The sequence below is a fragment of the Embleya sp. NPDC050493 genome, assembly GCF_044458105.1.
In the GTDB taxonomy this organism is placed as follows: domain Bacteria; phylum Actinomycetota; class Actinomycetes; order Streptomycetales; family Streptomycetaceae; genus Embleya.
Genome location: NZ_JBITHP010000008.1, coordinates 280,849 through 306,355, shown reverse-complemented (window position 1 = coordinate 306,355; position 25,507 = coordinate 280,849). Strand labels below are relative to the sequence as shown.

The window sequence follows — 25,507 nt, the reverse complement described above, 5'->3', positions numbered from 1 at the left end:
CGAGCGAGACCGAACGGGGGTTGAAATCGCTGCGCTACTGTGCACCGCGTGGAAGAAGACAGCGGTCATCGCGAGGAAGCGACCAAGAAGGAAGCAGCCCGGGCGGAACGCCCGGCCGGACTCATCGGCGCCGTCGACAACGTGCTGCGCCTGCTGCGCATGTTCGAGGACAGCGAGATGCTCCGGGTCAACCAGGTCGCGCGGGACATGGGACTGTCCCGTTCCACGGTGCACCGCATGCTGGCCACGCTCGCCCACCACGGCTTCGTCGAACAGGACACCCTCTCTCGCGCCTACCGGGCCGGTCCCGCGCTGATCGACATCGGCCTCTCGGTGGTACACAACATCGACATCCGCACACTCGCCCACGGCACCCTGGTCCGACTGCGCGACGAGACCGGCGAAACGGTCCACCTCGCCCATCTGCGCGGCACCGAGGTGCTCTTCCTGGACAGCGTGGAAAGCACCCAGACGTTGCGCACCGGTGGTCGGATCGGCTGGACGTTGCCCGCACACGCCACCGCGGCGGGCAAGGTGCTGTTGGCGGAACTGCCCGCCGAGGCGGTGGCCGCGCTCTACCCGTCGGATCCGCTGGACACGCCCACCCCGAACACCCTCGATTCGCTCGACCGGCTCCGTGCCCATCTGGACCGGGTCCGCGAGCGCGGGTACGCGACCAACGACGGCGAGAGCGAGGACGACGTGTGCGCCGTCGCCGTGGTCGTCCGGGACAAGCGGGGTCGGGCCCGGGCCGCGATCACGGTGACCGCACCCGGTTCCCGGGCGGGCCGGGAGTGGATGGGCGACACCGCGCGGGCGGCCCGGCACGCGGCCGCCGAACTCGGCGGACGAATCGGCTGATCCCTGTTCGGGGCCCGTGACCGGACCGACGACGCGGGGTCCGGTCACGGTGGTCGCGACGAGTGCGCGGGGGTTCAGCCCCACATGAGCGGATCGTCGGGCGCGTCGTCGGCGCCCAGATCCGTGTACGCGCGCGCCGCCGCGGGGTGCAGTGCGATCGGCGTGCGGGCCATGTCCGCGGGCACGAGCGGATACGTCACCGGCGAACGATCGGCCGGGAGGTGGGCGTACTGCGCCTCCAGCGCCCGCCGGGTGCGCACCATGCACCACGTGGCGAGGTAGGCGACCTCCTCCGGGAGATCCTCGCGGCACAGCACCACGAAGTCGGAGAAGTCCAGCGTGTGCAGGTCCTCGGTCAGCCCGGGGAGGAATCCGGCGGGCACCACCGCCGCACCCCAGCCCTCGGCCGCGAAGGCCCGCACCACCTCGTCGCCCCACGGCAGGTACTTCACCGGCCGCAGCCGATCGATGTGTTGCCATCGGGGCGTCATGACCGCCTCGTGCACGAGCACGTCCGCGTGCGCGTCGGCAAATCGTTCGATGCACGGGAACGGCCGCTCGTCGTAGACGAAGTCGAGCCTTCGCACATCCACGCCGGCCACGGCGAGCGCCTTGTGCGCGGCCAACCCGACCAGGTTGACCCCGTCGTCGGGTGATGTCGCCACGGTCAATTTGCCGGTGAACTCCGCGAGTTCCGCAACGCTGTGCACCGGCAGCCCGGCGTCCACCGCGACCACCAGACGGTCCCACTGGCCGATCACTCCCAGACTGCGGAGCCCGTCCAGCCCGCCCGTCCGGGCGAGCATCCGCACCGCGGCGGTGGGCGTGATGATGGCGATGTCCGCCTCGCGCTCGCGCAGCGCGGTGATCGCGTCCGCGCCGCCGCGGCCGGACCAGACGGCGAAACGGGAGCCCGCAGGTGCCCGGTCGCCGATCTCCTGGGCGATCCAGCCGCAGATCCGGTGCATGTTGGCCTGCCCCCAGTCGCCGCGCAGGTGCAGGGTGACCGGTTCGTTCAGGGCCGGTTCGTCCCCCACCTCGGAAGGCGCCGACCGGGTCCGCGAGTTCGACGGCATACGATCCTCTTTCCGGATTCATGTGTCACTGTGCAGAACACTGACCCGTACTATGCTGCTGATTCCTCGGCCGATACAAGGCTGGACTTCCCGTCGGGACTCTGCTCTCCACCCCGGAACCCCTCGGACGCGATCCCGCGGAGCACACGAATCACAGCCGAATCGGCCTTGCCGGCGAGCGAATTCAAGTACCACAATCAGGCTCGCTGTTCCGCATCGTGCAACATTCTTGTCAAAGGAGTTGTGATGAGCGTCGTCGAACACGCCTCGGCCCCGGTCGAGGAGACCAGGTACATCCCCCCGCCGGATCCGGACTTCGAGCCGCTGAAGGCCAACGTCTACGAGCGCATGGCCAAGGCCGCGTCCCAACTGATGCCGTTGTTCCCCTACGACCACGCGGGCGCGATCGTCCCGTGCGGCAGCGTGATGATCGGCGGACCCGACCGGGAATACGGCCACTTCTTCCACTGGAACACGGTCAGTGAAGTGGTCGTGGGCTTCGGCTCACAAGGGTCGATGTTGTCCTCGGGCCACATCATGGCGACCCAGAACCTGCACGGCGTGAACTCCTTCCTGCGCGACGAGAAGGACCCGACGTCGTACGCCGTCGTGGTGGTCACCCAGCACCAGTCCGAGGAGGGCGACCAGTCCGAGGCGATGATCGCCCGGTGCCGAAAGTGCAAGGCCGAGACCGTCCGGCACGCCTACGACGCGACGCCGGTGGGCCTGCCCGGCTACGACACCGAGCGCTACGGCCGCGAGGAGGACGTCGTACACCAGTTCCCCACCGCCGTCGGCTCGGCCGAGTTCGCGGCTCTGCGCAACACCGAACCGGGCCGCGTCTGCGCGCAGTGCGGCCACGTCAACGACGGCTTCCCCGCCGCGCGGTGGGGCTGGGCCCGACAGGTCGAGCAGACCCGGGCCGCCAACGCCGCCTACCACGCGCTGCGTTCGGCCGGCGACGGCCGAGCCGCGGCCGGCCCCGAGGCGAATATGCCTACGCCGTCCGGGGCGCCGTCCGCGTCACAGTCCCCTGCGCAGCCCCAGGAGGTCGGCCGACCGTGAACCGGCGACGCATGCTTCACGCCCTCGAGGTCGCACCCGAACTCGGCGACTACGCCGACGCCGCGGTCCTGCCCGACGACACCGACCCACAACTACACCTGTCGCACAACCGAGTGCCGCAACCGTTCCACCTGATCTGCCAAAAGGACACGGTGCTCGCCCAGATGTCCGGCGCCGCCGACGTGCTCCTGCGGGAAAGCTCGGTCAACCGGTTCCGGATGAGCGTGGGCGACCACGTCTACGTACCGGCCGGCACCCCGCACCGGATCGTCCCTCGCGCCGCGGGCGCAACCATCCGCTACCTGCCGCTGCGTGCGGGACGCCTGGGAGCGGCCTGGTACTGCCCGGGCTGCGACCGGGAACTGCACCGCTACGAATGGCCACACGACAACGACACACCCATGTCGCACTTCTACGCCACCGCGTGCGCCCGCTTCACCGCCGACGAGGACGCCCGCACCTGCGACACGTGCTCCACCGTGCACCCCGAACTCGACCTCACCCCCTTCCCCTGGGCCGTTCCGACCCCGGCCTGACCCCCGACCGGTGGGCGGCGCCGTCACGCACGCGTGTTCCCGAACGGGACGGCGCCGCCCGGCTTGAGCAATGGCATCGCCGAATGCCCGACCCACTCGCGCGCGATCGCGTACGACCTCGCTTCCTCGCGGGGACCGACCCCGGGACGCACTCGCCCGCCGACGCGAGCCTGTTCGTCACGGCCCGCACCGTCCCGGGCGATCGCCGGCGCCGACGCCGTGGCCGTCACACGCGACTTCGCCGGCCCAAGGCTGTGTCCCGGTCGCCGGAACGGTCAGCCGTGCGCGGGCCGGTCCGTTCGTAGCCTTGCGGCCTTCCGTCCCGTGGGGGACGGGGAGAACGGAGACACACATGGGCGACGAGACGCACCACCATGTCATCGTCGGAGGGAGCGCGGCCGGCATCTCCGCCGCACTCGCACTGCGCCGGCACGGCTTCGCCGGGCGCGTCACCGTCGTCGAGGCGGGCGGCGAACTCCCGTACGAGCGACCACCGTTGTCGAAGGCACTGGCCGGCGGCGAACACGCGTTCCTGCATGCGATCCTGCCCCGGCAGGCATACGCCGAGCAGCGCATCACCCTGCTGCCCGCCACCCGCGTCCTGTCCCTGGACCCCGAACGCCGGGCCGTCGAACTGGACGACGGGCAGACCCTGTACGCCGATCGAGTCCTGCTCGCCACCGGCATGCTCCCGCGCACCCTGCCGGTACCCGGCGCCGAACTGGCCGGCGTGCTGACCCTGCGCGACGTCCGCGACGCCCGGGCGCTCGCCGCCCGGCTGCGCGCGGGCGGGCCGGTGGTCGTGGTGGGTGGCGGCTTCATCGGTCTGGAGGTCGCCGCGGTCGCCCGCGAGGCCGGCCTGGACGTCACCGTGGTCGAGATGGGCGCCCGGCCGCTGGAGGGGCCCCTCGGCCCGGTGTTGGCCACGCGGATGACCGCGCTGCACGAACGGGCCGGAGTACGGCTGCGGACCGGGGTGTCGGTGACCGCGTTCACCGGCGAGACCCACGTCACCGGGGTCCGCCTCACCGACGGACGACTGTTGCCCGCCGCGACCGTGGTGGTCGGTGTTGGGGTACGCCCCGACACCGCGCTCGCCGAGGCCGCCGGGGTGTTGTGCGACGACGGCATCGTCGTCGATCGGCACTGCCGCACCAGCGTGCCGTGGATCCTCGCCGCCGGCGACGCCACCAACCAGCCGCATCCGCACCTGCCCACCCGAGGCCGGATCGAACACTGGGACAACGCCGTGCAGCAGGGCGCGGTCGCCGGCGCCGTGCTCGCGGGCATCCCGGAAAGCCACACCGCACTGCCCTACTTCTACTCCGAACAGTACGGCCGGACGCTACAGATGTACGGACGCCCGGCCCCCGGCGACGAGTTCGTCCTACGCACCGAAACCGCGAACGCGGTGGACCCGGTGGACCCGGCCGAGGCAGGCGAGCCGGCCGACGGCGGTTTCCTCGGCTTCTGGACCCGCGACGGCATCCCGGTCGCCGCCGCCGGCCTGGACCGTGCACGCGAACTGCGCGCCGCACGCACGCTCATCGAGCGCCGGGTGCCGGTGCACGCCGCCGCGCTGGCATCCCCCACGACCGATCTGCGGGCCCTGGCCAGGACCGCCGCGGCACCGGGCCCATCGGCGGCTCGGCTTCGATCCCACCCCGAGGCCCCATCCCCACGCGCGGTCGGCACGAGCGGCAGGGAGGCACCGTGACCGGGCAGTCGGCCGTGCCGGTCGAAGTGGGGCGGCGCGGCCCGGTCGGCGGCCGGGAAGACCTGATCGCCGACGTCGCCCTCGACCCGGTCGACGCCCGCTCGGCCACGACGGCATAGCAGGCACGCCACCGCACGACACCGCCCCGGGAACCGGCTGCGGCCGCACTCTCCGGGCCCGGCGAAGGCCGCCCGACCGCGACGAGACATTCGCGGTCGGGCGGCCTTCGCGTGCACGGCGCGCGGCGGACCGCCCGGCCACCGCCCTCCGGGCCGCACCGTGCCGGGCCACCCGACGGCTCGGCGGACCGGAGCCCGAGGCCACCCCGAACCGCCGCGGACCCGGTGAACCGACGGACGGGCGGCGATCGGCGATACGTGGATCGGGCAGCACGATTCCGGACGTGGGTGCGGCCCGTCCTGCCCGGTTGCCCGAACACTCACGTCACCGCCCGTGCGGGGCCGACCTCGGGCCGACCGACCGCGCACGTGCGTCGACCAGCGTGCCGGTTCGGCACGCTGGTCGACGTGTTCGGTTTCCTTCCTCCGTGGCGGTTCGCCCGGTCCGCGCTCCGGGCTACCTGTGCCGGCGCGGGATGCCGGTGGTGCTGATGTCGATCACGGCTCCGGTCGTGGTCGCCGACTCCCGCGCGGCGAGCAGCACGTAGGGGCCGACGCCGTCCTCGGCGCGTACCGCGACGCCGAGCGCGGACTGCTCGGTCACGATGCGGTCGATGGGCACCTCCCGGGCAATGGTGGTGTCCGCCAGTCCCATCGCCTTCGGACCGCTGAGGCCGGTCGCCATCGGGCCCGGGGCGACCGCGTTCACCCGGATGTCCGGAGCCAGTTCGTAGGCGAGCTGGCGCACCAGGCCCAGCCCCGCGTGCTTGGCCGCGGTGTACACGGGCCCGCCTCCTGGTCCGGGGTAGAAGGAGGCATTGGACAGGGTGAACACGATGCTGCCGCGCGAACGGCGCAGCAGTGGCACCGCTGCCTTCGCGCCCAGCAGGTAGCCCTTGACGTTGACCGCGAACAGCTCGTCGAATCCGGCGTCCAGGACGTCGGCGGGCGTGTCGGTCAACGAGCGGGCGAAGTCCCACAGTCCGGCGTTGCCGACGAGGGTGTCCAGGCCGCCGAACGCTTCCTCGGCGCACGCGCACGCGCGCTCGTGGTCCGCGTAGCGGGTCACGTCGCCGACCACGGTGCGGATCGAATCGCCGAACGCGGTGGTGAGTTCGTGCAGTCGTTCGGCGGACCGGTCCAGCACGACCACCCGTGCGCCTTCGGCGACGAAGCGCTCGACCACGGCCCGACCGACGCCGGATCCGCCGCCGGTGACCAGGATCGACGAACCCTCAAGCCACCCCATGTCCGGCCCCTTCCGCGTCCCGGCCGCCCGTGTCCGCACCGACCGTGGGCGAGCCGCCGGCGTCGGAGCCGATGGTGCCCGGGCATCGCCGCTCGCTCGAGGTGTCGTCGCCCCGCGCGATGCGCACGTACACCTCCGTCCCCTCGACCCGCACCTCGTGCGTGGCCAGCGGACGGTACGCGGGCGCGGCGAGCGCCGCGCCGGTACGCAGGCAGAACTTGGCCAGGTGCAGCGGGCATTCCACCGCGCCGTCCTCCACCCAGCCGTCCGCGAGGGAGAAGTCCTCGTGGGTGCAGGTGTCGTCGACGCAGAACAGCTCGCCGCCGGACCGGAACACCGACACCGGCGGGGTGGTCTCCAGCCGCAGGGCCTGGTCCTCGGGGATCTCGTCGACCCGACCGGCTCGGATCCACGGCTCCCGGATGTATTCGCTCATAGGAAGAGTCCGCTCACAGGAAGATGCTGATGCTCGGGGCCAAAAGCGTGGTGGTGTCCAGCACGATCCGGCGTCGGGCGATGTGGAATCCCGGCTCCTGCGGGATGCGGCGCAGCAGGTCGGTGCGTTCGCCGAAGAAGGTGTCGTGGTGGCGTTCGGCGCGGCTGCGCAGTACGTGGAAGTTGGCCCGGACCTCGAACTCGCCGGTGTCCAGCCGGGTGGGTCGGATGTTGGTGATCAGCCGGCGGGTCCTGGAGGGGGGTTCCTCGGACCACGAGCGGCCGGAGGCCAATCGGCGTACCCGGCCGGTCAGGAAGGCCTTGTCGTCGTCGAAGAAGGCCGCGCCGTCCGGACCGGCGATTTCCAGGTCGCGTTCGCGGACGGTTCGGGTGGTCCGGGTCGGCAGCCAGTAGTGGATGTCGTCGTCGAAGAGGTCCAGCCAGTCCTCGAACCGTTGGTCGTCCAGGAGTTCGGCCTCCAGGTAGAGGAAGCGCTCGATCTCGTACCGGGTCTCGAGGTCGACGCCGGCGCGTCGTGGTGGTGTGGTGGCGGTGTTGCTCATGCGCGGTGCGCCTCCTGTTCCCGCTGCGCTCGGGCCTTGTCCCGCTCGGTGATCTCCGGCCAGCTGAGCCCGGACATCAGGTCGGCCCAGCGCCGGTACATGCCGCGGGCGGCCATCTCGGTGTACATGTCGTCGGTGACCCGGCCGGGCATGCCGTCGGTGCCGTGGCGTTCGTGGCCCAGGCCCATCTGCGCGTTGAAGGTGGTCTTGCGGGCCTGGTGGCCGCGCAGCACCTGCTGGATCTCGGTCCAGTTCTCGCCGTCGTCGGTCTCGAAGACGCCGGCGGCGCTGAACGTGCGGATGGTGCTGGTGCGGACCGCCTGCTTGGCCCGCTCGTCGGCGTCCTTGGGCAGGTAGGTCCAGGACCAGACCTCGATCTGGCCGGGTCCGCGCGGGTGCCAGACCCGCATGGTGTTGTTGATGGTCAGCCAGGAGAAGTTGGGGAAGACGGTGTTGTGTCCGTTGACGGCGAGCGCGCGCTGTTCGCCGATGCGGCGGTAGATCTGTTCGCGGTTGGCCACGACCCAGGCGTCGAAGTCGGGGCCGGCCTGGGTGGGTACCAGGTCGGGGCGCAGTCCGAAGCCGGAGCCGTGGCCGTTGCCGGCGTACTGCCGGCCGGGTGCGGCGGCGCTTTGTTGCTGGAACTCGGCGAGTACGGCGGGGTCTTCGATCAGCGCCACCAGGGCGGAGGCGTGCGAGGACGGCACGTGGTACATGTCGCTGGCGAACTGCTCGGCGGCGAATTTCCAGTTGCAGTCGATGACCCATTTGGTGGCGCCGGGTACCAGGGTCAGGCCCGCGTCGTAGCGGTCGGCGAGGGCGTCGAAGTACCAGAGCATATCGCCGAGATAGTCCTCGAAGGAGGGTGCGCTCTCGTCCCAGGTGCCGAAGATGAAGCCCTTGTGGTTGTGCAGGCGCGGCACCTGCGTGGGGCCCCACTTGGACTTGTCGATGTCGTCGTGGTAGGCGCGGTCCTGCATGGGTACGTTGACCAGTTCGCCGGCCAGGTTGTAGCCCCAGCCGTGGTAGGTGCAGGTGAACGCGCGGGCGACACCTTCGTCGGAGCGGCAGATGCGCATGCCCCGATGCCGACACTGGTTCAGGAACGCCTTGACGGAGCCGTCGCGTTGGCGGACCACCAGGACCGGGTCCTCGGCCATGTAGGTCTGCACGAAGCTGCCCGGCTTGGCGAGTTGGGTATCGTGCGCGAGGAAGAGCCAACTGCGGGCGAAGACCCGTTCCAGCTCGGCCTGGTAGACCTCGGGGTCGGTGTAGATGCTGGGGTTGATCAGCCCTTGGTCGGGCTGGACCAGTTCGGTGACGTCGAACATGACGGGCCTTTCTCGGTCAGTCGGTTCCGGGGCCGGGCGGGGTGGCGAAGCGGTGGCCCCAGGTGCTGGGCGACTCGTAGTGGCTGACGGTCCAGTCCCGGTCGTCGATGACCCGGCCGTTGTAGCCGTATTCGATGTCGAAGCCGGAGGGGGTGCGGACGTAGAAGGAGGTCATCCGGTCGTTGCTGTGTTCGCCGATGGACAGCGGGATGGGGAGTTCCTGTTCCTGGACGGCGTCCAGGGCGCGGCCGACGGCTTCCAGGGTGTCGACTTCGAGCATCAGGTGGCCCAGGCCCGAGGCCGGTGCGCCCGGGAGCGCGGCGAAGGCGATCGAGTGGTGCCGGGGATTGCAGTGCAGGAAGTGGGCGGACTGCGGGCCGAACGCGATCGTGTCGGAGAGCTTGAAGCCGAGGTGCTCGGTGTAGAAGGCCGCGGCCCGGGCGACGTCGTCGGCCAGCAGGAAGGTGTGGCCGATGCCGATCTCGCCGGCTGTCGTCTCGCCGGCGACGAAGGTGACGCCGCGCGGTGAGGTGAAGCCGGTCTTGTCGACGGTCGGGCCCCAGTACGCCTCGACGGTGTTGCCGGTCGCGTCGCGGAACGCGATCAGGCCGCGAACCCGGCGGCGTTCGGCCTGATCCGGGGCCTCGTGCACCTCGATACCACGCGAGCGCAGCGTGTCGGCGAGGGCGTGCAACTGCTCGGCCGACCTGACCTCCAGGCCGAGGGCCACCAGGGACTGCGGGCCGGCGGGCTCGCCGGCCTCGATCGCCAGCCGCCAGGAACGGCTGTCGGTCTTGAACAGGAGGGTGTCCGGGTCGGCCGAGGGGGCGGGCTGCAACCCCAGGATCTCGGGGCCGAACCGCCGCCATTCCTCCAACGGGCCTCGTACGACGACGTAGCCCAGGGCGCTCACGATGCTCATGGTCTGGTCCTGCTCCCTTGTTCGGGGGATGGCGGTGCGGGGATGGGTACCGCGGGGCGCGTGCGCGGTGGGACGGCTTTCGGCGGGACGGCGCGGTGCCCGCGCGGCTTTCGACGGGACGGGGGTTGTGTGCGGTGGCCTACAGTGCGCCGGCGAGGAAGGCGCGGGTCACGGCTTGGAAGCGGTCGGCCTGTTCGATCTGCGCCCAGTGGCCGCACTGCGGCATCAGGTACAGGCGGGCGTTGGGGATCCGCCGGACGAACCACTCGCTGCCCTCGGGCGGGACCATCACGTCTTCGCGTCCGTGCACCAGCAGCACGTCGTTGGTGATCCGCTTCAGTGCGATCTCGGGCAATCCGGGGCCTGCGCCCGGCGCCATGGCGAAGGTCTGCCGGTGCGAACGCTCCACCTCGGGGCGGATCGCCACCGCCAGGCGTTCCTCGGCGATGGCGTCGAGCCGGTCGCCGAACAACGTGGGGTCGTACAACATGAACGAGATCAACTCGGCCATCGACCGCGCGGTGGGGTCGTCGTAGAAGGTGATCAGCCGCATGATGGCCGGCTGCGGTGTGCTCGCGTTGCCCGCTCCGGCGGCGCCCATCAGCACCGCCTTGCCGAACCGCTCGGGAGCGCGGACCAACAGGTGCAGCGCGAGTGCGCCGCCCAGCGAGTTGCCGACGAGGTGGACCCGCTCCAGGCCCAGTTCGTCGAGCAGGCCGAGGCAGGCCGCGACGTTCTGCCGCAGACGGGAGCCGGGCGGGGTGTTCTCGGGGTGGCTGGAGTCGCCCCACCCGACCTGGTCCACGACCAGGCAGTCGTAGGTGTCGGACAGGGCCTCGATGGTGCCGGCGAAGTTCGACATGCCGGTGGCGCCGGGGCCCGAGCCGTGCAGGAAGAGAATCGTCTCGGCGTTGCCCTCGCCTGCGCGGTTGACCCGGAGGGTGTGTTCTCCCACCGTCACATCGCACGTGACGATCGTGTTGCTCATGTGTCGGGCTCCTGTCGGTGAGTCGCCTGGATGTCGCGTGGATGCCCCCGCGCGGGCGCCGCCCGTACACGCGTGCCTGCGCCGGGAGGTCGTCGACGGGCCGCTCGGTCGCGCCGCGTGGGACGGGGTGTGGCGGCGATGGCGTCCACGCCTGCGAGTCTCGGTCGCGCAGCCCACGCTCGGGGAGGATCGTTCCGGTGGCCGGGACACCGGGGCGGCACGGCTGTGCGGCCGGTGGGGCCGGCGTTCGGTCGTCCCGGCCGGCGGAACGGATCGCCCGTCGGCGGGCCGGCCGATGGCACGGTGCGGCCATGCCAAGCCTTCAGGATCCGCCGTCCGTTCGTTCCGGCCCGCTGATGTTCGCGTTGTGCTTCGCCGGGGTGGTGGCGGGCGCGGTGCCGGCCGTCGTGGTTCCCGTACTTCCGGACATCGCCCGGGAGTTGAGCGTCTCGCCCGGTGCCGCGAACTGGGCGGTGACGGCGGGGTTGCTCACCTCGGCGGTCACCGTCCCGGTGTTCGGGCGGATCGCCGACCTGCGAGCCGGCCGGGGTGTCCTGGTGTGTTGCCTGTCGGTGCTCGCCGTGGGCGCCGTACTGTCCGCGCTCGCCCCCTCGTTCCCGCTGTTCCTGCTCGGGCGTGCTCTCCAGGGCACCGCGGGGGCGGTGTTCCCGCTGGCGGTGACGGTGCTGTATCGCGAGATGGGTGGCGACCGGCTCGCTTCCGCGGTGGCGTTGGTGTCGGGAACCCTGGCGGTGGGTGGGGGGCTGGGCCCGGTGGCCGCCGGCCTGTTGAATCGGGCGTATCCGGGGTACCGGGTGTTGTTCTGGGGCTGCGCCGCGGTGGCGGTGTGCTCGGTGCTCCTGGTCGTGCTGTTCGTGCCGCGCGGATCGGGGGTCGACGCGGGCGGGCGGGTGGATGTCGCGGGTGCGGCCGTGTTGGGGACTGGATTGGTGCTGGTGATGTTGCCGCTGTCGCAGGGCGGCAGTTGGGGATGGACGTCACCGGCCGTTCCCGCCATGGCGGTCGCAGCGGTGGTCGTCCTGGGACTCTTCGTTCGGGTCGAGCGCGGTCGCCACGATCCGCTGTTGGCGATGGACCTGTTGCGGCGTCGGCCGATCGTGGTGGCGAACGTGTTGTCGGCGCTGGTCGGGGCGGTGATGTACCTGGCGGTGCTGGCGCTGACCCAACTGGTGCGCGGACGGCCCGACGCCGCGGGCTACGGCTTCGGCGCGTCGGCGCTGACCGCCTCGGTGGTGTACCTGTTGCCGATGACGATCGCGTCGATGATCGCCGCGCCGATCGGCGGCCGGTCGGTCGTGCGCTTCGGCGCCCGCTTCACCCTCGTGGCGGCCGGACTCGCGGGAGTGGGCGGGTTCGGTGTGCTGACCGTGGCGCACGATCGGCCGTACCAGGTGGTGGTGGCGAGCTTCGCGATCGGGGTGATGGTGAGCCTGGGGTACGCCGCGATCCCGTCGCTGTTGGCCGAGTTCGTGCCCGCGTCCCGGATCGGCATGGCCAACAGCGCGAACGCGTTGACCCGTTGGATCGGCGGCGCGGCCGCGAGCAGTTTCGTCGCGGCGGTCCTGGCCGCGTTCACCGCGAACGGTGGGCCGCCGCGCGAGGGGGCGATCCTCGTACTGTCCGGAACCGGCGTGGTCGTGGCGCTGACCGTGGTGTTCCTGGCCCGCTTCGGCCTTTCCGCGCCGCGGGCCGCCGAGGCGGGGCTAGCGTCGGTGCGGGGTCGCTGATCCTGCGGCGGCGCCTTCTCGGGTGTCGTGCTCCCGGCCCGCGGCGTCCCTGATGGTGGCCAGGACCAGTTGGCGCAGCCGGCGGATGCCGGCGGGGATTCCGACCGCCTCGGCGTCGGTGAAGACCACCAGGCCGGCGGTGAACGACATGGTCAACTCCGCCAGTTCCAGAGCGAGTTCCTCCGCGTCGGGGACGCCGCAGCTGCGTGCGACCGGCTCGATCACCGCGATCAGCTCGGTCCGCACCCGGTGGCGGGCCTCGCGGACCAGCGGCGCGATGGTCCCGTCCTTGTCCTCCTGGAGTTGCAGCAGGAACATCAGCCGCATGAACAGCATCCGGTCGCCGATCACGTGCGCGGCCGCGTCGTAGAAGACGCCGAGTCGGTCGAGCGGGTCCCCGGGCAGGTCGTCCACGGCCGGCAGCGATGCGAAGAACAGCCCGGAGGAGCGTTCGAACACCGCCGCGAGCAGGCCGTACTTGTTGGTGAAGTGGTGGTAGATCGAGCCCACCGGGAAGCCGGATGCCTGACAGACCTGGCTGACGGTGACGTCCGCGTAGCCTCGGGTGCTGAACAGACGCTCGGCCGCGTCCAGGATCCGGTCCCGGTTCGCGCTGGTCTTGTCCATGGCCGCCACCCTACCCACCGGTCGCGATCAACCGGCCGGCCGAGCCGGTCAGCAGCGAGCGGGAGATCGCGGCGGCCGTGCGGCGCAGCGGGTCCACCAGTACGGCGCCGCTGCCGGCCGCCGCCGCGAAGCCGACCGACACCGCCGCCACGGGTCGGCCGCCGGACAGCACCGGCACCGCGACGCAGGCCATTCCCTCGACGGCCTCCTCGCGATCGACGGCGTAGCCGTCGGTTCGGATCGCGGTCAGGTGTCGGCGGATGAGCGCGGGTGAGGTCAGCGAGTGGGTGGTGCGGCGTTCCAGCGGCGCGGCCAGTGCCTCGGCGACGGTGTGCTCCGTCGAGTAGGCGAGCATGGCCTTGCCGATCGCGGTGCAGTGCGCCGGGAGTCGGCCGCCGACCAGGGCCGGGGACCGGTCGTGTCGGCGGCTGCGGAGCTTTTCCAGGTAGACGGCGTCGCCGTCGCGCAGGATCGCCAGGTGCAACGTCTGTCCGGTCACCCGGTGGAGTTCCTCCAGGTGCACCAGGGCGGCGTCCCGTAGCGCGACCTCGGGCGGGAGGGTGCCGAAGGAGAACATCCGCAGCCCCATCCGGTATCCGTCGCTGTGCTGTTCGACCGCGCCGACCTCGAGGAGCATCGTCAACACGCGGTGCGCGGTGGACTTGGGCAGCCCGCTGCGGCGCACGATCTGCGCGAGCGTCAGTACGCGCCGGCTGTGACTGAACACCCCCAGTACCCGAAACGCCTTCCACAACACCGAGGGAGCCGGTTCCGCGCCGGACCCGGGTCCGGCCTTCGCCGCCGACCGGTCCGTCATATCCATGTCCATGTCCTGACTCCCTCTCGGCACAGCCCTAGAACGGAGACTCTAGAATTTATATTCTAGGCATCCGCCGGCGGGCGCGGTCAACCGGGATCGTTCGGCCGGCCGAGCATGGCTATACAGAGATACCTACTTTGACATAGCCATTTCCGGTGACCTAGGGTCACGGTGTGTCTTCGACGGATCCCGCACCCGAGGAGCGTCGGCGCATCGCGGCCGGACTGGCTGCGATCCTGCCGGTGCTGCATCGGACCGTGGAGCGAAGGCTGGTGGCGGATCTCGGCCGGCCCAAGCCGCCGGAGGCGCACCTGGCGCTGCTGCGGGTGGTCGGCGAACGCGAGGGCATCACGGTCCGCGAGGCGGCCGAGGCCCTGCTGATGAAGGCCAACAACGTGAGCGCGCTGGTCACGAAACTCGTCGGCGAGGGCATGATGGAGCGGCACGTCGATCCCGGCGACAAGCGTGTCGTGCGCCTGCGCCTGACGGCCATGGCCCGTCGTCGTTCCGCGGACGTGGACGCACTCGTGATCGACTACGTCGTGGGCGCGCTGCGCACGATGACCGACGGCGAGGTCGCCGCCCTGGGATCCGCGGTCGGCGCGCTGGCCGAACTCACCCGACAGGTCCAGCCCGGCACCACCTGATCCCGGCTGCGTCCAGCCGACGACCGGAGTCTGCGGACGCGTCGGACCCCGGCCGCAGGACCGCTGTTCGGTGCCACGGCGCACCGCGCGGTCCAAGCCCGTCGGGCCCCGGCCACAGGACGGCTGTTCCGTGCCACGGCGCACCGCGCGTCATCGCGCCCGCCGACGCACCCCCCTTTCCTCGATGTGATCTTCCGACGTGTGCGTGCCCTGATCCGGCGCACACGTACCCACCCGATCAGGAAGTCTCCCCTTCGCATGTCTTCAACCGACGTGGGCCGCTCCGTCGTGCCCTCTCCCAGCCCGGCACCGACCACACGCGGCCCGCGCGCCAATCCTTGGTTGACGCTGATAGCCGTGGCCTTCGGCCTGTTCATGGTCGGCCTGGACAGCTCGGTCGTGGCGATCGCCAACCCGGAGATCGGCCGCGATCTACAGGCCTCGACCGCCGACCTGCAATGGGTCACCAACTCCTACCTCCTGGCACTGGCCGCCGCCCTGATCCTGGGCGGCAAGCTCGGTGACCGCTTCGGCCGCCGAACGTTCTACCTGATCGGCGTGGCCGGCTTCACCCTCGCGTCGGTGGCGATCGGACTGGCCGGCTCGATCGAAGGCGTGATCGCCTTCCGCGCGGCGCAGGGGTTCTTCGGCGCTCTGCTGATGCCCAACACGCTCGGCCTGCTGCGCGCGGTCTTTCCCCCGAAGAAGTTCGGTATGGCGGTGGGCATCTGGGCGATGGTCTCGTCCGTGTCCACGGCGATCGGCCCGATCGTGGGCGGACTGCTCGTCGAACACGTCAACTGGGAGTCGGTGTTCTACATCAACGCCCCGATCGGCGTGATCGCCCTCGCCTTCAGCCTCGCGGTGCTGCCGCAGAGCAAGAACTCCACCGGCCACCACCGGTTCGACATCCCCGGCGTGCTGATCCTCGCCCTCGGACTGCTGCTGCTCGTCTTCGGCGTGGTCAAGGGCGAGGCATGGGGCTGGGGCGAGGTCTCCACGATCGGCGTGATCGCGGCGGGGATCGCCGTGTTGATCGTGTTCGGCTGGTACGAGACGCGCATCGCGCACCCGCTGCTGCCGATGCGACTGTTCCGCAGCCGGGCACTGACCGTCGGCACGATCGTCACCGCCGTGAACTTCTTCGTCCTGCTCGGCGTGATCTTCTTCGTCATGCTCTACCTGCAGAACGTGCGCGGCTTCACTCCGGTGGAAGCCGGCGTGCGGACCCTGCCGCTCAGTCTCGCCTCGGTCGTGTCCGCCCCGCTCGGCGCGGCGATCACCGAACGCCTCGGCGCACGGGTGAGCATGCCGACCGGCATGCTGCTCCAGGCCGCGGCCGCACTGGGCATGCTCGGGTGGGACATCGACTCCTCGTACACGATGATGTGGCCGCCGTTCGTCGCGCTCGGCCTCGGTACCGGCATGGTCATGGCGGCGTCCTCGGACGCGATCGTCGGCAACGCACCCGTCCAGGACGGCGGCGTGGCCGGTGGCCTTCAGGCCACCGCCCTACAGGTCGGCGGCGCCCTGGGCACGTCCGTACTGATGTCCGTCATCGGCAGTCGCGCCGGCTCGACGATGGTCGACGAATTCGTCTCCGCCGGAATCCCGGCGCCGACCGCCGAGGGCATGCGCGCCGCCGAGGACGCGGTGGCGATGGGCGTCGCACCCGTTTCCCCCGACATGCCCGCCCGGTTGCACGCCCAGATCGTCGAGGGCAGCGGTCAGGCGTTCATGAACGGCGTACACACCGCGGCGATCATCGCCGCGGTCGCGTGCCTGGCCGGTGCCGCCCTCTCCGCCGCGGGCCTGGGCCGACGCGACCCCTCCCGAGGCCCGGTCGCGCCCGCGATGCACTGACCCGGCCGTGCCGGCCCGCCCCGCCGCGGAGAGGCCGCGCGGCGCGGGCCGGCACATCCCCTCGGCACGAGCGAAGGCACGGCGTCCTCGACGTGGATGGACGACGAGCCGCGGCACGCCTGCGGGTGCCGCCGGCTTCGTCCCCCGACCGCGCCGCCGCCTCTCCCGACCGACGGTCGAATCGTCGTGAGGCCCCGAACGGTCGAGAGGCCGGCCGCCCCGTGGCGGCCGAACTCGCCATCCGGGGGCCTGCGATCGCCACGAACGACGACCGGAGCAATCACTTCGAAAGGCAGGTTCCCGTGACCGGGACAGCAGATCACAACCCCCGACTCCGAGCATTGCGCGACCGGGTGACCGCACCGCCGACCGTCGACCTGCCCAAGGCCGGCGCCGACCTCACCTGGCGACCTGTCACGGCCGCCGACATCGACCTGATACTCGACCTCAAGCGCGCCGCCGGAACCATCGATCACCCCCGCTACCTGGAGATGAGAGACGAGCTCGAGGAGGAATTCGCGAGCGAGACCTTCGACCTCGAACGTGACGCGGTCATCGCCGTCGACTCCGCCGGGCGGGCCGTCGCCTACGGTTCGGCCGCAGCCCCGGAAAGTCCGGAGACGATCGTCGACGTCGAACTCGACGGAACCGTCGCCCCGGACCGCCGCCGTGAAGGTATCGGCAGCGCGCTGCTGGCATGGCAGGAGGCGCGCGGGCTCCAGCATCTCGCGGCGAGCGACGCCGCCCTGCCCGGCCGGCTCGCCTCGAGCGCCCACGAACACGCCATCCCCGCGATCCGGCTCCTCGAGAAACACGGTTACGAACGGGCCCGATGGTGGTTGGAACTGGAACTCGACCTCGACACCCCGGTCGCCGAGCCGCCGACCGTCCCGGGAGTACGTCTCGTGCCCTACGGGCCGGAGTGGCAGGAGAGGGCCAGGTCCGCCAGGAACGATGCCTTCCGCGACCATTGGGGCAGCCAACCGATCACCGCCGCCGACTGGGCCTCCGCCGACCGACTGGCGGCATCGCGCCCGGACCTGTCCCTCCTCGCCGTCGCCCCGGACGCGCACGACGTCGAACGCGTCGACGGCTTCGTCTTCGTCGACGTGGAACGGGACGAATGGCCGCTGCGCGGCGGCCCATTCGGCTACATCACCACCGTCGGCACACGACGGCAAGCACGCGGACGGGGACTTGCCCGCACCCTGCTCGCCCACGTCCTGCGGGCGATGCGAGCCGACGGCCTGCGCCACGCCGTACTCGAAGTCGACGCCGACAGCCCCACCGGCGCCCTCGGCCTCTACCAGAGCTTCGGCTTCACCGTCACCGACCGCTCGATGAGTTTCGTCAAACACTTCTGATCCCTCCCGGGACAGGGCTCTTCGGTCTCCACCCGCCCCGGGCGCCGTCCGCGCCGCCGCCGACAACGCCTCACCGGGCGACCGGCGCCACGCCGCGGCACGGCGCCCGTCCAGCCGACCACGCCAACCGGACGGCACCAGGGCCGTACTCGCCGATCGTCCGCGCCACCCGCGCCGGCGTCACGGGCAGGAGATGCGCACCTCGTCCCCCTTCGCGTCCGCCGCGGCGCTCGGCGCGCTCTCCAACGTGGCGCTCGCGACTTCGTAGCTGCCGTCCTGCCATTCGCTGGAGGCCTTGCTCATCGCCTCGGCGTTGGCTTGGTACAGGTCCCGCCATTCCCGCAGCGGGCGCGCCTCGTTCGGGTCGGTCGGCAAGGCGACGCCCTTGATGCGCGTCGTCAACGCGGCAAGTTCCGTACTCGCCTGGGACAGGCTCAGACCGACCGCGTTCAGGTCCTGATCGGCGACGGCCTGGTTGAGTTCGGTGACCCGTCGCGTGATGTCGTCGATCTTGTCGCCACAGATCCTGTTCACCGTCTCGACGTACGCCGCACCCGTCTGCGCCGGCCCGCCGTTGTCCCTGGGACTCGAATCCCCGCCGGCACGCGGGTGGTTGGCCCCTCCCCCGCTCCCGCCGTCGCTGGTCACGTCGAGCGGGCCGATGCCCAGCGCGACCAGCACGCTGAGCACGGTCGCGACCGTACCCACCAGTGTGAGGACCAGCATGAGCCTGCCGTGTCCCTCCTCGCGTCCGCGCTCGCCACCGGGCGGCGGCATCTGCTGCGGATACGACTGATAGGGCTGTTCCTGTCGATAACGCATTCTGTCTCCGGATCCCCGCGTTTCCCAAAGCTTCGATGCCCCGCGCACGTGCGCCGGGCGGACTTCAGGCCGTGCCGGATCCCGCCCAGTCGTCCGCAGGACCCCCCTCGCGGAAACCGCCGACTGGACCGGGCCCCCCGCCCCGACCCCTGTGTGACTTGTGTGGGGTATTCGCGTCGACCCGGGCCGAAGCCGCATCGACGTCGATGTCCGGATGGACGGCACCGCACCGGCGGCGGTTCCCGGAGCGGGCCCTCGGAGATCACGTCGAGGGATGACCATCGGCGAAAGCCCCGCCGCAGACGCCCGAACCAAGACATGGTGCCCATATCCCCTGCTCACAGGCCCCGACCGAGCAACGCCCGCCCCGATCGCCGGCCGAGACCGCCACCCACGTCCACGTCCCCGCCCATGACACCGCAACTCGCGCCGCAAGGGTCGTCGTGGCCACGCATGGGTGTCCCGCAGGGATGGTGATCGTTAAGGACGCGTCAGGACGAACCGAGGCACACGCGTGCCGGCGAGGTTGGGGTGGTGCATGGCGACCTTGTGTCGGCCGGCCGTGTCGGTTCCGGAGTACGTGATCACCATGGAGGAGACGCTCGAACTCGCCCGCTCGCTCCATGCCGGTCATCCCCAACTGGGCCTGGCGTTGCGTCTGATCGCGAATACCGGAGTTCGGACCCGGCATCTCGTGCAGCCGATCGGTGACACGCTCGCGCATCCGGGGTTCGAGGAACGCAACAGGCGGTACGCGGCCGAGGCGAAGGCCCGTGTCCCGCTGGTCGTGCGACGCGCGCTGGAGGACGGCGAGCTGCGGGCCGCGGATATCGACGTGATCATCTATGTGTCCTGCACCGGGTTCATGATGCCTTCGCTCACCGCCTGGCTGATCAACACGATGGGATTCGGCTCCGATACACGACAGTTGCCGATCGCCCAGCTGGGTTGCGCGGCAGGTGGGGCGGCGATCAACCGGGCGCACGACTTCTGCACGGCCTACCCGGGGGCGAACGCGCTGATCGTGTCGTGCGAGTTCTGCTCACTGTGCTACCAGCCCACCGACATCGGCATCGGATCACTGCTGTCCAACGGCCTGTTCGGCGACGGCGTCGCCGCCGCGGTCGTCCGCGGGACGGGTGGCCACGGCATCCGTCTGGAGCGCAACGGCTCGTACCTCGTCCCGGGGACGGAGGACTGGATCGCCTACGACGTACGGGCCACCGGCTTCCACTTCCTGCTGGACAAGCGTGTGCCGGGCACGATGGAACCCCTCGCCCCCGCGCTGCGCGGCCTCGCCGACAGGCACGGCTGGGACGTCTCGGACCTCGACTTCTACGTCGTGCATGCCGGCGGACCGCGAATCCTCGACGACCTGAGCATGTTCCTCGAGGTCAAGCCGGAGGCGTTCGACCACAGCCGGGCCACCCTCACCGAATACGGGAACATCGCGAGCGCCGTCGTACTGGACGCGCTGCGCCGGCTGTTCGACGCCGGTGGCGCCGCCGACCGGGCACGCGGCCTGCTGGCCGGGTTCGGCCCGGGCATCACCGCCGAGATGGCACTGGGCCGATGGAACCGCACGCCCTGACCCGCACGGAAGGAACCCCGATGACCGGACACCCCCACACCACCGCCCCCGCGGCGACCGGCGGCCTGATCGTGCCCCCTGGCGAGGGCCGCACCCTACGCGCCGCGGCTCAGCACGTGACCTTCAAGGTGACCGGCGCGCAGTCGCGCCTGGCATCGAGCTTCGAGGTACTCGTGCCACCGGGCTTCGACGTCGGCGCGCACGTGCACGCGCGCAGCGAGGAACTGTTCTACGTCCTCGAAGGCGAGATCGACATCTTCGCGTTCGAGCCACGCGTGCGCACCCCGCACGGCTGGCGCGGTTGGCAGTCGCCCGAGGGTGAGCGGGTGACCCGCGCCACGCCCGGCACGGTCATCGCGGTCCCGCCCGGCTGCCCCCACGCCTTCGCCAATCCCACCGACGTCCCGGCTCGAATGTTCTTCCAGTCGTCCCCGCCCCCGGACCACGAGCGCTACTTCGAGGAACTCCTGGAAATCCTGTCCTCCGACGGGCCCGTGGATCACGACGCCATCGCCGCACTGCGCGGCCGCTACGACATCGAACAACTCACACCGCTGCGCCACGACCAGCCGGCGAGGAGCGAATGATGCCGGACGCAAACGCCCCCCTGTACGAAGTGTCGGACCTTCCCGCGCTCGACTTCGACCCCTTTCTCCGCGAGGCGCTGCAGGGCGAACCGGTCATGCGGATCCGGCTGCCGCACGGAGCCCCCGGCGAGTGCTGGCTGGTGACCGGGCACGACGCGGTACGGTTCGTCACCTCCGATCCCCGGTTCAGTCGCGACATCGTCGGCCGTCCGCTGCCCACCATGAATCGATACCTGGTTCCGCTCGACCGCGCGGTCAGCTTCGTCGACCCGCCCGACCACACACGCGTGCGTTCCGTGGTCTCCTCGACGTTCAACCGCCTCGGCATGGCAGCCCTGCGTCCCCGCGTCCAGGCCGTACTCGACGAACTCCTCGACGCCATGGTCGCGGTCGGACCGCCGGCCGACCTGGTCCGACACGTGACCTCCCCCTTCCCCATGCACGTCATCGGGGGCCTGTTGGGTGTGCCGACGGCCGACCGGCCGCGCCTGTGCTCGTGGGCGGCCGACATCCTGACCCGGGCGAAGGACGAGGCGGGAGTCGAGCGCGCCCGGCAGGCCAAGGAGGAGGCCCGCGCCTTCTTCCGCGAGCTGGCCCGCGAACGCGGCCTCCGACCGCGGGACGACCTCATCAGCGACCTGGCGGCCGCCGTCGCGAGCGGCAGGATCGAGGAGGAGGAACTCCTGGCCCTGGCCGTGCTGATGGGCATCAACGGCTGGCACGCGGTCCGCAACCACACCTCCAACATGGTCCACGTCCTGCTCACCGACGACACCCTGCTGAACCGGCTGCGGTCCGATCCCCGCGCGGTACCGGCGGCCGTGGAGGAACTGCTGCGCTGGATCCCGCACAAGCACGGTGTGGGACAGGCCCGCATCGCCACCGAGGACGTCGAGGTGGCAGGCGTCCTGATCCGCCGCGGCGAGGCCGCCTACGTCTCCTACGTGGCGGCGAACTGGGACGAACGGCACTACCCCGAGCCGTCCAGGATCGACATCGACCGCCAGGGACCACCCCATCTGGCCTTCGGCCACGGCCCCCACCACTGCCTGGCACCCCTGTTGGCCCGCATGGAAGCCGAACTGCTGCTGACCACCCTCCTCACACGCTTCCCCGGCCTGCGGTCGGCCGTCGATCCCGACGACGTGGCCTGGCAGAAGGACGTACTCATCCGAGGCCCCGTGGCACTACCGATCACCTGGTAACGCAACCGGCGGACCGGCCGACCCGGCAAACCCGCACCAGGCAGACACCACCGGTCCACAACACGCGAAGCCCGGACCTCGGCTCGACTCCGCCGCGGATCCTGGAGTTTCCCGGTGGGTCGGCATGATCGGCGGGCACGCTCGGAACTGTTTCGCAGGCCGATGCGGTTGTTGTCGTCAGTCGGCGGGGCCGATCCGTGGAGAACGCGGAGACGGTCTACCGCGGGGCCCTCTTGCGGCCGGATCCGGACCCGGACCCGGGCCCGCCGCGCTCGCGAGGGCGGCGGGCCCGGTCGGGGTCACGAGTCGAGAGTCTCGACCTTGGCGTCGGCCGCGTTGGTCTTCACCGATTCGACGCCCTTGAGACAGGCGGCCTTGGTCTCGTAGGCCTCGCCGGTGGCGATGATCTCGCCGTTGCCCGCCTTGAGTCGGAACCTGAACTTGCCGTTCTTGTCGGTGTACACCTCGAACTTGCCTGCCATGGAGTTCACCCAACCTCTCGATACGTGCGGGTGCCGAACCGATGGGTCTCGGGTACCCGCGGATGTGATTCGTGGGTGCGACGCCGCCGCGCCGACCGCGATCGTGGGGCGGAAAATCGGCCCACGCCGGCGGCGGGGGCAGCCTCGCGGAGTCGGCGTCGGATCCGGATCCGGGTCCGGATCCGCCCGCCGGTTACGGCGTGCCGGCGGGGCCGGTGCCCGGGGTGCCCGGAGTGCCCGGGGCGCCCGGCGCTGGGTTGCCGTAGTAGTCGCCGGTACGGGTCCGGTGGTCGTGGTTGCCGAGGTGCTTGTCCTTGTCGAACTCGGGCGCGTTCTTGATCTCTTCCTTGGTGCGCGAGACGTGCACGACCTTGTTCTCGAGGTCGATGCTCGCGATCGTGCCCGCCGGGAGCAGTACGTGCTTGCCGAAGATCCACACACCGGTGTCCACCACCAGGTAGGACGCGTCGACCTCGTCGTTGTGCTTGTCGACCTTGCCGATATGACCGTCGGTGGCTTCGACCTTGTAGCCGACCAGGCTCGTACCCACGATGTAGCCGGACTCGGGACGGTGACCCCACACGTTGTCGCCGGTGCTCACAGGAACCTCCTCGGATATCGACGACTATCGACGACCCCGCGGCCGGCGGCGAACTGCCGCCCTGCGCCCGGGATTCGTCGTTGCCATGGTTCTGCGCACGCCTGCCCCACCACTCCCCCTCCACACCCATGGGTCCGAGGAAACGACGGTATTCGGCGGCTTGGTCGCCTCCACCCGGAACGCAAGCCCGTGGGTCGAACTCCGTCTCGACACGAGCCCAGCCCGTCGCGCGCACGTCGCGCGGGCCCGTGCCGACGGCGGACGCGGGTGCTGCTCCGCTGACTGTCCGGTGTGGCGATAGGCTGCCGTGGACGAAAGAAGAACCGCCGTGGACAACCGCGTTCCCCGGATCCGCCGCAAGTTGGCCGCCATTCCCTTTCATCCGCGCCGCAGCCACTCCTTCGGCGAAGAGCGGCACCGGTTCCGCCTGAACGCCCCGTCGACCGCTGCGCGACTGGACGCCTTCGAGACCGAGAACGACGTGCTTCTCCCGCCCGCCTACCGGCAGTTCCTCCTGCACCTCGGAAGATCGGGCGCCGGGCCGTTCTACGGCCTCGTCGATCCCACAGTCGGCGCCGAGGCATCGATCCACACGATGGATCCGCCCGGCGCGGCCCGGGGGTTCAACCGTGTTCCCACCTCCGGCACCACACGCGACAGATTCCTGTCCATCGCCGAGAGGGGATGCCTGGACATGGTCCTCCTCGGTCTCGAAGGACCCATGACCGGCCGCATCGTGATGGGCAACAGTTCCGGGTGGTGGGGACCGAACGTCTCGTCGGCCGCCGATTTCCTGGCCTGGTACGAACGTTGGCTGGACCACATTGCCGCCGGCAAGGACAACAGGGCCCTGGAACTCACCTCGCCTGCCCTCCGAACCCACCCGGGCCGACACCGAATGGCCCCGCTCCTGTGACACCCGGGCGCGGCGGCCGGCGGGGCCCTCGGTGGCGTCGGGGCCGTCGGTGGTGTCGCGCGTGGTCGGTGCCGTCGGGCGTCGTCGGGGACGGCGACGGCGCCGTGTGAACGCCCCCTGGCCCGTCAGGACTTGGGCTGGATCCCCGTGGCTGAGGCGACGGCCCCCTGGAACGGCAGTTGCGCCACGATCGGATGGTCCCGTGCGATCAAACCGACCTTCGAACTGCCGCCGGGAGCACCGAGGTCGGAGAAGACCTCGGCGTTCACGGTGTTGAAGTCGCGCCATTCGTGCGGGGTGTCGTCTTCGAAGAAGATCGCTTCGACGGGGCACACCGGCTCGCAGGCGCCGCAGTCGATGCACTCGTCCGGGTGGATGTAGAGCATGCGTTCCCCCTCGTAGATGCACTCGACGGGGCACGCCTCGATGCATGCCTTGTCCTTGACGTCCACACAGGGCGCAGCGATCACAAACGTCATCGAATGCCGTCCTCTCCGGGGTGTTCCTGCTTGCCGTTCCGACACGGCCGACCGTAGGGCCTCAAGTAATGTTGAGGTCAAGAGGAGGCTGCGCATGACGAGTAGTTACCGTTCAGGTGAGGTTCGAGCAGGCCCGGACGACTGGCTGAGCATCGGCGAGGTGAGCGCCCGGACCGGGGCGGCCGTCTCGGCTCTGCGGTTCTACGAGGAGTTCGGCCTGATCGCGTCCGAACGCGACGATCGCAACCAACGCCGTTATCCGCGGCACATGCTTCGCCGAGTCGCGCTGATCTCGGTGGCGAAACGCATCGGCATCCCGTTGCTCGACCTCCGAGAGGCCTTCGCCGACGTGCCGCTCGACCGTCCGCCCAGTCACCAGGAGTGGCAGCGCGCCTCGCGCGGCTGGAGGCGTCGGCTGGAGGAGCGTCGGCAGACCATCGAAAAACTCGAGGCCGAACTCACCGGGTGTATCGGCTGCGGATGTCTCTCGATGAAGGCATGCGCTCTGCTGAACCCCGGCGACGCGCTCGCCGGTGATGGCGCCGGGCCCCGACGACTATGAGAGACGAACTGCCGTAGCAGAGGGAGCCGTTGCCTCCGGCATTCTTGTCGTCGCTGCCCGCATACGGGGATCCGGTCGGGGTCGGTCTCGGCCCGCACCGGGTGGTCCTGGTGTGCGATGCGGGTCCGACGCGTCGAGTCCTGTCGGATCCGGCGGCCTTCGACAAGGGAGGGACCCTGTACCACCGGATCGGGGGTCGCTCGGACCGGGCTGGGTACCTGTCCGGTGCGTGAGCACCGGCGGCTTCGGCGTCGGTGTCGACCGTCCTTGCCACCGGATCGGATGCCCGCATACGCCGAGGCGATGTACGACGAGGGTTCGGACCCCGCGT

General features: G+C 70.7%; 26 protein-coding genes and 1 pseudogene. 14 read left to right on the top strand and 13 right to left on the bottom strand.

Going from position 1 to position 25,507, the window contains the following annotated elements:
- Positions 1-48: 48 nt before the first annotated feature.
- A complete protein-coding gene (locus ACIBM5_RS18945; protein WP_396007925.1) occupies positions 49-861 on the top strand; it encodes an IclR family transcriptional regulator in 813 nt (270 codons plus the stop codon).
- A 74-nt stretch (positions 862-935) separates the two neighbouring features.
- On the opposite strand, the gene ACIBM5_RS18940 is transcribed toward ACIBM5_RS18945, so the two are convergent.
- Entirely contained in the window at positions 936-1,898 is a 963-nt protein-coding gene (locus tag ACIBM5_RS18940) for a TAXI family TRAP transporter solute-binding subunit (RefSeq protein ID WP_396007924.1), read from the bottom strand.
- A 285-nt stretch (positions 1,899-2,183) separates the two neighbouring features.
- Between ACIBM5_RS18940 and ACIBM5_RS18935 the strand changes: the two genes are divergently transcribed.
- From ACIBM5_RS18935 to ACIBM5_RS18920, 4 genes are all read left to right on the top strand, one after another.
- The gene (locus ACIBM5_RS18935) at positions 2,184-3,002 is read left to right on the top strand and encodes a hypothetical protein (protein ID WP_396007923.1); all 819 of its coding nucleotides are present in this window, start codon (positions 2,184-2,186) and stop codon (positions 3,000-3,002) included.
- A gap of 11 nt (positions 3,003-3,013) precedes the next feature.
- Positions 3,014-3,538 (top strand): hypothetical protein, encoded by a 525-nt coding sequence (locus ACIBM5_RS18930; RefSeq protein ID WP_396007922.1) that lies wholly within the window; start codon positions 3,014-3,016, stop codon positions 3,536-3,538.
- Positions 3,539-3,890: 352 nt separating this feature from the next.
- Positions 3,891-5,255, top strand: coding sequence for an NAD(P)/FAD-dependent oxidoreductase (locus ACIBM5_RS18925; RefSeq protein ID WP_396007921.1), 1,365 nt, complete (start codon positions 3,891-3,893; stop codon positions 5,253-5,255).
- A complete protein-coding gene (locus ACIBM5_RS18920; RefSeq protein ID WP_396007920.1) occupies positions 5,252-5,374 on the top strand; it encodes a hypothetical protein in 123 nt (40 codons plus the stop codon). The genes ACIBM5_RS18925 and ACIBM5_RS18920 overlap by 4 nt, the downstream gene beginning before the upstream one ends.
- Positions 5,375-5,831: 457 nt before the next feature.
- Here the strand turns inward: ACIBM5_RS18920 and hcaB are convergent, their stop codons facing one another.
- From hcaB to ACIBM5_RS18890, 6 genes and pseudogenes are all read right to left on the bottom strand, one after another.
- Positions 5,832-6,623, bottom strand: coding sequence for a 3-(cis-5,6-dihydroxycyclohexa-1,3-dien-1-yl)propanoate dehydrogenase (gene hcaB, locus ACIBM5_RS18915; protein WP_396007919.1), 792 nt, complete (start codon positions 6,621-6,623; stop codon positions 5,832-5,834).
- 115 nt (positions 6,624-6,738) lie between these two features.
- A pseudogene (locus ACIBM5_RS18910) lies at positions 6,739-7,059 on the bottom strand (bifunctional 3-phenylpropionate/cinnamic acid dioxygenase ferredoxin subunit); the annotation flags it as partial.
- A gap of 13 nt (positions 7,060-7,072) precedes the next feature.
- A complete protein-coding gene (locus ACIBM5_RS18905; RefSeq protein ID WP_396007918.1) occupies positions 7,073-7,621 on the bottom strand; it encodes an aromatic-ring-hydroxylating dioxygenase subunit beta in 549 nt (182 codons plus the stop codon).
- Positions 7,618-8,952 carry an aromatic ring-hydroxylating dioxygenase subunit alpha gene (locus ACIBM5_RS18900; protein WP_396007917.1) on the bottom strand — a complete coding sequence of 445 codons (1,335 nt, stop codon included), beginning with the start codon at positions 8,950-8,952 and terminating at the stop codon, positions 7,618-7,620. Before ACIBM5_RS18900 ends, ACIBM5_RS18905 begins: the two co-directional genes overlap by 4 nt.
- A gap of 16 nt (positions 8,953-8,968) precedes the next feature.
- Positions 8,969-9,874 carry a VOC family protein gene (locus ACIBM5_RS18895; RefSeq protein WP_396007916.1) on the bottom strand — a complete coding sequence of 302 codons (906 nt, stop codon included), beginning with the start codon at positions 9,872-9,874 and terminating at the stop codon, positions 8,969-8,971.
- A 139-nt stretch (positions 9,875-10,013) separates the two neighbouring features.
- Positions 10,014-10,862 (bottom strand): alpha/beta fold hydrolase, encoded by an 849-nt coding sequence (locus ACIBM5_RS18890; protein ID WP_396007915.1) that lies wholly within the window; start codon positions 10,860-10,862, stop codon positions 10,014-10,016.
- A 311-nt stretch (positions 10,863-11,173) separates the two neighbouring features.
- Here ACIBM5_RS18890 and ACIBM5_RS18885 point away from each other — a divergent pair, with 311 nt between their 5' ends.
- Entirely contained in the window at positions 11,174-12,610 is a 1,437-nt protein-coding gene (locus ACIBM5_RS18885; protein WP_396007914.1) for an MFS transporter, read from the top strand.
- Here the strand turns inward: ACIBM5_RS18885 and ACIBM5_RS18880 are convergent.
- Both ACIBM5_RS18880 and ACIBM5_RS18875 read right to left on the bottom strand, forming a co-directional pair.
- A complete protein-coding gene (locus ACIBM5_RS18880; protein ID WP_396007913.1) occupies positions 12,587-13,237 on the bottom strand; it encodes a TetR/AcrR family transcriptional regulator in 651 nt (216 codons plus the stop codon). The genes ACIBM5_RS18885 and ACIBM5_RS18880 overlap by 24 nt on opposite strands.
- Before the next feature lie 10 nt (positions 13,238-13,247).
- A complete protein-coding gene (locus ACIBM5_RS18875) occupies positions 13,248-14,066 on the bottom strand; it encodes an IclR family transcriptional regulator (protein WP_396007912.1) in 819 nt (272 codons plus the stop codon).
- A gap of 164 nt (positions 14,067-14,230) precedes the next feature.
- Here ACIBM5_RS18875 and ACIBM5_RS18870 point away from each other — a divergent pair, with 164 nt between their 5' ends.
- The 3 genes from ACIBM5_RS18870 (at position 14,231) to ACIBM5_RS18860 (ending at position 17,931) form a co-directional block, all read left to right on the top strand.
- A complete protein-coding gene (locus ACIBM5_RS18870; protein WP_396007911.1) occupies positions 14,231-14,704 on the top strand; it encodes a MarR family winged helix-turn-helix transcriptional regulator in 474 nt (157 codons plus the stop codon).
- A gap of 258 nt (positions 14,705-14,962) precedes the next feature.
- Entirely contained in the window at positions 14,963-16,567 is a 1,605-nt protein-coding gene (locus tag ACIBM5_RS18865) for an MFS transporter (protein WP_396007910.1), read from the top strand.
- 302 nt (positions 16,568-16,869) lie between these two features.
- Complete coding sequence (locus ACIBM5_RS18860; RefSeq protein ID WP_396007909.1) at positions 16,870-17,931, top strand: GNAT family N-acetyltransferase; 1,062 nt, start codon at positions 16,870-16,872, stop codon at positions 17,929-17,931.
- 180 nt (positions 17,932-18,111) lie between these two features.
- Here the strand turns inward: ACIBM5_RS18860 and ACIBM5_RS18855 are convergent, their stop codons facing one another.
- Complete coding sequence (locus tag ACIBM5_RS18855) at positions 18,112-18,753, bottom strand: iron-sulfur cluster assembly scaffold protein (RefSeq protein ID WP_396007908.1); 642 nt, start codon at positions 18,751-18,753, stop codon at positions 18,112-18,114.
- A 538-nt stretch (positions 18,754-19,291) separates the two neighbouring features.
- On the opposite strand from ACIBM5_RS18855, the gene ACIBM5_RS18850 reads away from it, so the two are divergent.
- Genes ACIBM5_RS18850 through ACIBM5_RS18840 form a run of 3 tightly spaced genes read left to right on the top strand, consistent with a single transcriptional unit; the run spans position 19,292 to position 22,136 of the window.
- The gene (locus ACIBM5_RS18850; RefSeq protein WP_396007907.1) at positions 19,292-20,344 is read left to right on the top strand and encodes a type III polyketide synthase; all 1,053 of its coding nucleotides are present in this window, start codon (positions 19,292-19,294) and stop codon (positions 20,342-20,344) included.
- 20 nt (positions 20,345-20,364) lie between these two features.
- Entirely contained in the window at positions 20,365-20,931 is a 567-nt protein-coding gene (locus ACIBM5_RS18845) for a cupin domain-containing protein (RefSeq protein ID WP_396007906.1), read from the top strand.
- Positions 20,931-22,136 (top strand): cytochrome P450, encoded by a 1,206-nt coding sequence (locus ACIBM5_RS18840; protein WP_396007905.1) that lies wholly within the window; start codon positions 20,931-20,933, stop codon positions 22,134-22,136. Before ACIBM5_RS18845 ends, ACIBM5_RS18840 begins: the two co-directional genes overlap by 1 nt.
- A 299-nt stretch (positions 22,137-22,435) precedes the next feature.
- On the opposite strand, the gene ACIBM5_RS18835 is transcribed toward ACIBM5_RS18840, so the two are convergent.
- On the bottom strand, positions 22,436-22,618 hold the full coding sequence (locus tag ACIBM5_RS18835) for a YegP family protein (protein ID WP_396007904.1): 183 nt from the start codon (positions 22,616-22,618) through the stop codon (positions 22,436-22,438).
- Between the two features lie 193 nt (positions 22,619-22,811).
- Complete coding sequence (locus tag ACIBM5_RS18830) at positions 22,812-23,219, bottom strand: PRC-barrel domain-containing protein (RefSeq protein WP_396007903.1); 408 nt, start codon at positions 23,217-23,219, stop codon at positions 22,812-22,814.
- Positions 23,220-23,547: 328 nt separating this feature from the next.
- Here ACIBM5_RS18830 and ACIBM5_RS18825 point away from each other — a divergent pair, with 328 nt between their 5' ends.
- Positions 23,548-24,135: an SMI1/KNR4 family protein gene (locus tag ACIBM5_RS18825; protein WP_396007902.1), complete on the top strand. Its 588-nt coding sequence runs from the start codon at positions 23,548-23,550 to the stop codon at positions 24,133-24,135.
- 125 nt (positions 24,136-24,260) lie between these two features.
- On the opposite strand, the gene fdxA is transcribed toward ACIBM5_RS18825, so the two are convergent.
- A complete protein-coding gene (fdxA, locus tag ACIBM5_RS18820) occupies positions 24,261-24,614 on the bottom strand; it encodes a ferredoxin (protein ID WP_396007901.1) in 354 nt (117 codons plus the stop codon).
- A 94-nt stretch (positions 24,615-24,708) separates the two neighbouring features.
- On the opposite strand from fdxA, the gene soxR reads away from it, so the two are divergent.
- Complete coding sequence (gene soxR, locus ACIBM5_RS18815; protein ID WP_396007900.1) at positions 24,709-25,176, top strand: redox-sensitive transcriptional activator SoxR; 468 nt, start codon at positions 24,709-24,711, stop codon at positions 25,174-25,176.
- Positions 25,177-25,507: the final 331 nt, after the last annotated feature.